A 7,141-nucleotide genomic window follows, 5' to 3' on the forward strand; every position below is an offset into this window, starting at 1 on the left:
GTAAAGCCCGCTCACCGGGGTTAAAAGGGATTACTTTGACTTCTTCATTGCTGTTCGCAAGTTAAGGCTAATCAGGGCCGGGGGTAGGGTGGCAGAATTTATAGCCCGGCAACCGGCTACGCCGGGCTTTCGGCGCCATTTGACTCCACAGACACATGTAACCTCATCTGGCGCCTCCATGCCGCTGACGCGGCATCCGAAAGCATCCCGATGCTGTAGGCTTTAACGTCTGCTTTGTACCATGAACGGACATTTCGAATTAGCCTCACCATGGACATCTGAACCTAGCTTTGACAAGCAGAGTGGACTGACCCAGTAAGCCCAAACCAGTTCAAAAAGCACTTAAAGCTGCTATAAGGAAAAATTAAATTCATTTATTAGTATAGGACATGTATTATTTATATGAACCTTTTAGCTTCAGACTTTTTTAATTATGGTATTGTGATGGCACAAATAAAATTTGTAATAAAAGATACGTTTGATAGCAATGACCCCGTATTTAAGAGTCTAACGGATACTATCTCTAACTATAACAACGTAAATAAACTCAAGTTAATAATCAATATAACTTATAATGAAGGTGGTGAAGTTGCTATTATGCTCGCTTTTGTAGCAACAATTGAGAAAGCGGTGTTGAATAATTCAAACCTTAGTATCGAACTGAGATTTGGTGGTTTTGCTATGAGTGCCGCCGCTTTTGTTTTTTGCTATTTTGTATTTTATGCTGACATTCCAAGAGTGAGAGTGCTATCCAATACACGACTATCTGTGATTTATCATAAACCCCGGATGAAACAAAAAAAAGTATCAAACTTTATTTTTGCTAATGATCCAATTAAAATGAAGAAGTTAACTAAGAAACAACAGACAGATCTAATAAGTTATACAAATCAGTTTGATGCTGTCTGGGATGCTGTAGTAGCAATCTATGAAATGGGTGGGGGAGCATTTGATCCTTCCTTGCTTAGTTCGTATAATGGTAATGGTGACTTTGCATTCACGCTCTCAAATCGAGTGTTTAAAGGAGGGTATTAATGAACTTAGATGCTAAAACGCTTAAACAGCTTCAACTGAAACGAGCTAAGCTGATTGCTTCTGGTGATCTTAGTAAGCCCCGCCTACTCAGTGATATCATCGATATGGATGAAGTTGCTAAGCGAATGAAAAATACAGAAAAAAAGAAAGCCAAACCTAAGTATTTAGTAGTTTAAAGCCGACTGTAGTCGGCTTTTTGTTAAAACTTACCTCTCAAGAACGTTCATCCATCCTTGAAAACATGATATGGACAACATTGGGGTGATACTCCGCGATTTTGAGTAATTCCTCATGCTATGGCGTCAGCTTCTCGCTCAAGGCAGATCTTCAGCGTCACGTACTTTTCTGCTATGCGCCACATTCAGGCTTTGGGGCTACTATCGTTTTTGCTCTGATAGTATTTGATTCGGCCTAAAAATTTTCCCAAACCTGGCCATTCGACATTATTCTTTCGGTTTTCCGGTTTCTTGAAGAACGCATGAAAATCTTTTCTTTCTTTTTCAGACATTTGTGGCATAACTTCCTGTAACAGTGGTGGAATTCTCCAGCCCTGGATTCTCATTTTGTCCCCTCGTATGCCATCATTAAGTTCCAGGAACATCTTGTAGGTCACCACCAATTCCTCTCTTGGTGGGAGCAACCACTCTAGCGCTTCAAATCGAATTCCGTTGTCCGGCACAATGGACTTGTTATGGATTATGCAGTGCCGGATTTTGCGTAAGTCGCCCATTAAAGGGCATTCAATATACTGAGCATCTAAGCCAGTAACTTTAGCGAGCCGGTGGCGATAAACCTCATCCCACAGGGAGTACATGATACTTAGCAAGGATTTTGCTAACTCGTTGGAGAAATAGCCATCTTTCTTGCATTTCTCAATACACTCCACCGTGTCTATTCTTGCGTACATCTTTGGATTTGTTGCTACATCCGACCCGATCCAGATACGGTGCCCCTTTTCATAGGAGTGTTTTGCTAGTTCTTCCCCCTGTTTCGCGATGCCCTTAGTCGCGAACGAAAAACAGACGACATACTCATCAAACGTATTGATGATGTCCTCCATCACCGCCAACACGGCATCGTCATTGTTTTTTTTATGTTCCACTTCATACATCCTTATTTTGAGTTACAGGGGGGAGTTTCGAGATCCGACTTGATTGTACCCTAAGCCTTATTTTTGAACAGGCTTGTCTATAGCAATAGGGCGTACTCGCGTCCTATACACCGTTTTCCGCGGATTTTGTTTAATATGACCCGCGCTCTTTTGATTAACAAGCCGTGAGGTTAGCAATGTCCGCTCCTCGCTCATAGCGGACTGCGCTCACTTATTGCAGTGAGCGTTACCTTGAGTTTAATGCCAGCCTGGTATCGTCAGGATGACAGTACCGGTTTCAGGCCTTCGTCATTAAAAACGGTTCCGGTCTTCAGGACGCCATAACACCAGTGCACCAGTTTCCGCATCAGCGCGCCAATGGCCACCATTTTAGGTTTACCCCGCAGGCACATCTCATCGTAAATATTACGCATTCGCTTATTGTAGATTTTTCCGCACAGGGCGGACATGTAAAGCTTCGCTCTCAACTGAGGGGGGCCGATTTTCGACATCCGCGGTCGGCTCCGGACCGATGTGCCTGAGCGTTTCTCGATCGGCACCACGCCCAGAAAGGCGGCAGCCTGCTCAGCCGATACAAAGTTATGGCTGCGAAGCACGACCAGCATATGCATCCCCAGCTGGGGACCAACCGATTTAATTGAGGTCAGCAGTGTATAATCACGCCTCAGTGCAGGGCTGGCTTTGATATGTGCTTTTATCTGCCGCTCGATATTACTTACCTCCTCGCGCAGAAGCTGCGCCATACGCCTGCAGGAACTGATAATATCTGCAGGTGTGTCTGTCGACAGGTATTTTTCCAGCCGGTTCTCCTCACGCAGGGCATCACCCAGCAGAACATCCCGCCGTCGCAGGAGTGCACCGAGATATCTGATTTCGGGTGCCGGCGGCTCCCAGCGGTGTGGCTTCTTAAGGAATACGTAACAGGCCAGCATATATGCATCCACCTTATCCGTTTTTGTCATGATTCCCATGCCACGTGCAAACTCCCGACTACGGTGAGGGTTGGCCAGTGAAACCTGGAAACCGGCATCATGTAATTCAGTGGCCAGCCGTTCGTGATAAACACCGGTAGCTTCCATTACCACATGAACATCTTCCGGACTGCAATGTTGAAGCCTGAGCCAGCGAAGAATATTTTCAACTGAATGCCTGTTATTCTGGATGTTACGGGTTTTTATGCGTCCTTTGATACCGTCATAAAGCATGCAAAGATCCAGGGTGTTTTTACTTACGTCAATGCCGACTGGAAATATGGTCAAACTCCTCTCACATAAACCGTCACGCCTGTTCGCCTTGTACATACGGAGTCGAGCTCCCGGTAACCGTTCAACCTGATGTGCTGGCGTGAAAGGTGAAGCGGAGGGCCAGGCGCCCGCGCTGGCGCCGGTCGAGGCGACGCGACCGTTGCTCAGCGTCCGCGACCTCAGCGTGCGCTTTCCGGTGCGCGGCGACGGCCTGCGCGTGCGTCGCGAAGTCCATGCCGTCGACGGCGTCAGCTTCGATCTTTTCCCCGGCGAGACGTTGGGCATCGTCGGTGAAAGCGGCTGCGGTAAATCGACGACGGCAAAAGCTCTGATGAATATGGTGCCATTTAGCGGCAGCGCGCAGCTTAACAGACAGGAGCTGCACGGCCTGAAGGACGAGGCGTTAAGAGCGGTACGCCGCGATTTGCAGATGGTGTTTCAGGATCCCTGGGCGGCGCTCAATCCGCGCAAAACTATTTTCGACCTGGTTGGGGAGCCGCTGCTGATTCATGAGCAGATGCCCGCAGTACAGCGCACGGAGCGGGTGGCGCAGCTATTGCAGCAGGTCGGCCTGCCAGCGGAAGCGATGCGGCGTTATCCGCACCAGTTTTCCGGCGGCCAGCGCCAGCGCATTTGCATTGCCCGCGCGCTGGCGCTGAACCCGAAAGTGATCATCGCCGATGAATCGGTTTCCGCGCTGGATGTTTCAGTACAGGCGCAGGTGCTGACGCTGCTGGAAGATTTGCGTCAGCGCTATCGGCTCAGCTATCTGTTTATTTCCCATGATATGGCGGTGGTGGAGCGCATCTGCCACCGGGTAGCGGTGATGTTTGGCGGCCAGCTCGTGGAGATCGGCCCACGAGATCGAGTGTTGCACCATCCGCAGCATCCTTATACTCAGCACTTGCTCAGCGCCGTTCCTATACCTGACGTTCAGCAAAGACGGCAACCCCGAGCCCCCAGCGCAATGCCGATAAGACCAGAACCGATCAAACCCATCGGCTATCAGAGAGTACCGCAGCGCTTTACCGATTTTGGCGACGGGCACCTCGTCGCCTGCTGAACAAAATTTTAGTAAGTAGATTTATTGATAATCATGTGATTTTCTGCCTTTAATATTTGAAAGTAGAAAAACAGAAAGAAAAAAGCAACTTATTTAACTCTTTAACTCTTTAACTCTTTAACTCTTTAACTCTTTAACTTAAGCAATGGAAAATAAGATGATCTTTAAAAGATTTATTATGCTTTTGACAAATCAAGGGGAGTGCTGATGGCGTCATTGAGGTATAAGAAAACCGAAAGATCCGAGCCGGAAAGATTGAATTTCCGGCTTAGGCTTACTGCATTCGGAAATTTTATTACCTTAAGCCATTATTGCCAACCAAAGGGGATGTAAATGAATACCCCCCTTGTTTTTTCTGTCTTTTGTTAACATTTCTTAATTGTTCCTGCCTTACTATATCTTGAATCGAACTGTTGAACTCATCTATATTATTGTGCAAAACAATAGACAATTCATTTATTTTATCCAACTCATCAGATTCAATGTTGCTTTTTTTAAGAATTTGCTCAAGGTTATGATGAAAGCCCCTGATCAGGTCTAAAAGTCGTTGCGAACTATCATTGTGTTTTATTTTTTCACTTTGATAATAATCGTTTTCAAGCATAAGATTTTCAATCTCTTCCTGTAACTCTTCATTTCTTTGAGCAACACCAAAAGCTTTATTTTTCTCTAATGTTAACTCACTTTCCACGGAGGAGACTTTTTTAATCGTTTCTGCCTGAATTACACTTGATATTTCGGACTTGATTTTATCTTTTATAACACCAAGTTCTATCGAGTGCCTTTTGTTTTGTCTTGATAGTAACTCTAAATATATTGTTCTAATCCCTTTCTTCTCATTTTCTATTTTTTCGTTAGTTTCTGATTCAGTGAGCTTAGATGAGATATAAATACTTACTAGAACCACGATTGGGTATACCAATTGAGCGGCTGAATTATCTATAGATGGTACATATTTGTTTAGCAAAAATATAATGAGTGATGGAATCGCATATTGTAGTAATGTTATGAATTTCATTTTTATTACATATTTTCGTTAGATATGTTTTTATGCCGAATGCCATACTTTGTCATCATTTCGCTGAATAATGAAGGTGCATTACTGAGGATATTTAAGCAAATAGTAAATGATCTTTTTGTTTCTTCTTTAGATAGGTCTGTATGACGATAAAAAACCAAGTCAGTGTTGAAGGTTACTGAAAGCGTATCGTTCATATCTCGCTTAAGACTCAAGCCAATAATACTTTCATCCTTCCTTTTTTCTAATACGAATGCCTTGTATCCCATATATGTTGAATTGAAATCATTCACCATTTTAAATAATCTGGTATCGGAATATAAGCCAATTGTGTCATACTCGAAACTGTTCGATAAAGTTACTAACTTTACCTCATTTCTTGTTTGTATGAGGTAGGTATAGGACATTATACCGACTTCATCATTGTAATAGTCTAGCGAACCAAAAGAGTAAGCCACATCGCTATCAGTTTTTTCCTCTTTGACGTTGGTTATGTTTTCTATTGTCTTTAATACGCCACCCAACTCAGAAATACTCATTTTTTAACTCATTTAAATATCAACACTACCACTACTATACCCTATTTGCGATGGATGGTGTATATGATAGCAGCATCTGCCAGAGATTTTTTTCTACCATGGTCACAAGCATCCTGATGTCTCCATGGCCTGAGGATTTGCTCCCTATGCCAGAAACAGTGACATAAATGGGTTCAAAAAGTGACATCAGAATATTGCAGTTACATAATCACTACGCATAACAAAGATTATGTTAAATATTGAAATAAATAATATGATAATCAATATATTATGTCGGTATCAGTCACCTCCCCACTCCAGTAACTAGTCATGGAAGTTTAAGGAACAGAGTCCGCTCATAAGTTTGCGATGCCTTAAATCCATGGTGAGCATAGAAACCTTTGGCTTCTTCAGTAAGCGCGTGAACCATTATCGCACGAACGCCAATATTCTCAGCTACGCGATAACAGCGTAGAACCGCATCGTGAAGTAAATCGGCGCCAACCCCTTTTCCGTGCAATGAAACATCTACCGCCAGGCGAGCGAGTATAATCACCGGTATAGGATCTGGCATGTTACGCCGAAGACTGCCTGTCGCTTCCGTATGGTTAACGCTACCGGTGGCCAAAGAGTAAAAACCAGCTACTTGCTTCGTACCCGTCTTGCAAACAACGAAAGTTCGTGCAGCGCCAAGAGCTTGATTTTTTAAACCTCTCTGTTTTAACCATTCATCGAGTACCGTTTCCCCACTGACGAACTCTGCCAGTTGATGGGCGCTGGATAACGGCTCGGGCGCAGTTATACATCCCACTGAGGTTTCCTTGCCAGTAGTTTATTAATGGCAGGCTCATCCTCGACTGGTGCATCGAGCATATCGATGAACTCTGCATACTGTTCGTCGTTAAAATTGAAAACACGACGATCAAGGATCACGTTCTCCGCAGCCTTGCAGGCCATCTCAAGAATGAAGTCGGTTCGCGATTTATGAAGGATTTCTGCAGCGGCATCGATGAGTGCCCTCTGAGACTCTTTAGCTCTTAGGTTGAGTTGAACATCTGATTTCATACACACCTCTCTTGTATAGCAATTGATATACAAGAATAACACAACACGAATGTATAGCAAATGATATACACATCAAAGTGCCAACAA

Annotated in this window: 8 protein-coding genes and 1 pseudogene; 3 read left to right on the plus strand and 6 right to left on the minus strand. The window is 44.3% G+C overall.

Annotated features, from left to right (window positions below; genetic code table 11):
• Nucleotides 1–402: 402 nt before the first annotated feature.
• Together ACOI7Z_RS26485 and ACOI7Z_RS26490 are read left to right on the plus strand one after the other, a co-directional pair.
• Nucleotides 403–1,035, plus strand: a complete 633-nt coding sequence (locus ACOI7Z_RS26485) for a hypothetical protein (RefSeq protein ID WP_137916390.1) — start codon at nt 403–405, stop codon at nt 1,033–1,035.
• A complete protein-coding gene (locus ACOI7Z_RS26490) occupies nt 1,035–1,211 on the plus strand; it encodes a hypothetical protein (RefSeq protein WP_023285926.1) in 177 nt (58 codons plus the stop codon). Before ACOI7Z_RS26485 ends, ACOI7Z_RS26490 begins: the two co-directional genes overlap by 1 nt.
• A 185-nt stretch (nt 1,212–1,396) precedes the next feature.
• On the opposite strand, the gene ACOI7Z_RS26495 is transcribed toward ACOI7Z_RS26490, so the two are convergent.
• Both ACOI7Z_RS26495 and ACOI7Z_RS26500 read right to left on the minus strand, forming a co-directional pair.
• Nucleotides 1,397–2,137, minus strand: a complete 741-nt coding sequence (locus tag ACOI7Z_RS26495; protein ID WP_137916391.1) for a hypothetical protein — start codon at nt 2,135–2,137, stop codon at nt 1,397–1,399.
• Between the two features lie 266 nt (nt 2,138–2,403).
• Entirely contained in the window at nt 2,404–3,399 is a 996-nt protein-coding gene (locus ACOI7Z_RS26500) for an IS110 family transposase (protein WP_137916392.1), read from the minus strand.
• A 109-nt stretch (nt 3,400–3,508) separates the two neighbouring features.
• Here ACOI7Z_RS26500 and ACOI7Z_RS26505 point away from each other — a divergent pair.
• Nucleotides 3,509–4,453: pseudogene (locus ACOI7Z_RS26505) on the plus strand (ABC transporter ATP-binding protein); the annotation flags it as partial.
• Between the two features lie 295 nt (nt 4,454–4,748).
• On the opposite strand, the gene ACOI7Z_RS26510 reads toward ACOI7Z_RS26505, so the two are convergent.
• The 4 genes from ACOI7Z_RS26510 to ACOI7Z_RS26525 all read right to left on the minus strand — a co-directional run bounded on the left by ACOI7Z_RS26510 (nt 4,749) and on the right by ACOI7Z_RS26525 (nt 7,054).
• Complete coding sequence (locus tag ACOI7Z_RS26510; protein WP_023307521.1) at nt 4,749–5,471, minus strand: hypothetical protein; 723 nt, start codon at nt 5,469–5,471, stop codon at nt 4,749–4,751.
• A gap of 5 nt (nt 5,472–5,476) precedes the next feature.
• A complete protein-coding gene (locus tag ACOI7Z_RS26515; protein ID WP_023307520.1) occupies nt 5,477–6,010 on the minus strand; it encodes a hypothetical protein in 534 nt (177 codons plus the stop codon).
• Nucleotides 6,011–6,317: 307 nt separating this feature from the next.
• Nucleotides 6,318–6,800, minus strand: coding sequence for a GNAT family N-acetyltransferase (locus ACOI7Z_RS26520; RefSeq protein ID WP_004187044.1), 483 nt, complete (start codon nt 6,798–6,800; stop codon nt 6,318–6,320).
• On the minus strand, nt 6,788–7,054 hold the full coding sequence (locus ACOI7Z_RS26525; RefSeq protein WP_003026799.1) for a DUF1778 domain-containing protein: 267 nt from the start codon (nt 7,052–7,054) through the stop codon (nt 6,788–6,790). The genes ACOI7Z_RS26520 and ACOI7Z_RS26525 overlap by 13 nt, the downstream gene beginning before the upstream one ends.
• Nucleotides 7,055–7,141 lie beyond the last annotated feature (87 nt).

Source organism: Klebsiella sp. C283 (assembly GCF_048822555.1).
GTDB lineage: Bacteria > Pseudomonadota > Gammaproteobacteria > Enterobacterales > Enterobacteriaceae > Klebsiella > Klebsiella quasipneumoniae.

Bases quoted from the DNA above. Each gene is read 5' to 3' on its own strand.
- ACOI7Z_RS26485 (WP_137916390.1), top strand. From the start codon at position 403: ATGAACCTTTTAGCTTCAGACTTTTTTAATTATGGTATTGTGATGGCA.
- ACOI7Z_RS26490 (WP_023285926.1), top strand. From the start codon at position 1,035: ATGAACTTAGATGCTAAAACGCTTAAACAGCTTCAACTGAAACGAGCT.
- ACOI7Z_RS26510 (WP_023307521.1), bottom strand. From the start codon at position 5,471: ATGAAATTCATAACATTACTACAATATGCGATTCCATCACTCATTATA.
- ACOI7Z_RS26515 (WP_023307520.1), bottom strand. From the start codon at position 6,010: ATGAGTATTTCTGAGTTGGGTGGCGTATTAAAGACAATAGAAAACATA.
- ACOI7Z_RS26525 (WP_003026799.1), bottom strand. From the start codon at position 7,054: ATGAAATCAGATGTTCAACTCAACCTAAGAGCTAAAGAGTCTCAGAGG.